Below are 870 nucleotides of genomic sequence, written 5' to 3'. Positions count from 1 at the left end.
CATCCCCGGATCAAAGCTTGCTTACAGCTCCCCGAGGCCTTATCGTTGTTCGCCACGTCCTTCGTCGGCTCCTGGCGCCTAGGCATCCTCCGTGTGCTCTTTGTAGCTTAACCTAGACTTTTCTTTCACAGAAAGAAAATGTCGATGTTCAATAAAGAATGATTTTTGCCAAAGGCAAAAGATTTTTCCTTACCTGCTACCTTTATTTCACTTGTTTACACAAGATCAGCTTAAAGGAATATTCTAAAACGCAATTTCGTTTCGGTATCCAGTTTTCAAGGTGCAATTCGCTTCATCGAAGCGAAACCCGATGAATATTTCGGTTCCACACGAATGTGTGAATGAAGTATTCGTCGAAGCTTGAGAGTTTGAGCTCTCAAAACTGAGCAACGAGTGAGTAGTTTTTGAAGCTAATGCTTCATATTTGAATGTTTCCATTGCAGGAAACGATTCTCCATAGAAAGGAGGTGATCCAGCCGCACCTTCCGATACGGCTACCTTGTTACGACTTCACCCCAATCATCTACCCCACCTTCGGCGGCTGGCTCCCTTGCGGGTTACCCCACCGACTTCGGGTGTTGTAAACTCTCGTGGTGTGACGGGCGGTGTGTACAAGACCCGGGAACGTATTCACCGCGGCATGCTGATCCGCGATTACTAGCAATTCCGACTTCATGTAGGCGAGTTGCAGCCTACAATCCGAACTGAGACCGGCTTTTCTAGGATTGGCTCCACCTCGCGATTTCGCTTCCCGTTGTACCGGCCATTGTAGTACGTGTGTAGCCCAGGTCATAAGGGGCATGATGATTTGACGTCATCCCCACCTTCCTCCGGTTTGTCACCGGCAGTCTGCTTAGAGTGCCCAGCTTG

Annotated in this window: 2 rRNA genes; both read right to left on the bottom strand. The window is 48.7% G+C overall.

From position 1 onward, the window contains the following. A 23S ribosomal RNA gene (locus ACWA2B_RS27895) occupies window positions 1-113 on the bottom strand; the annotation flags it as partial. Window positions 114-460: 347 nt separating this feature from the next. Further along, a 16S ribosomal RNA gene (locus ACWA2B_RS27890) occupies window positions 461-870 on the bottom strand; the annotation flags it as partial.

Source organism: Paenibacillus sp. CMM36 (assembly GCF_053570945.1).
The sequence above is the reverse complement of the archived record's forward strand: the minus strand, read 5'-3'. Positions and strand labels throughout refer to the sequence as shown.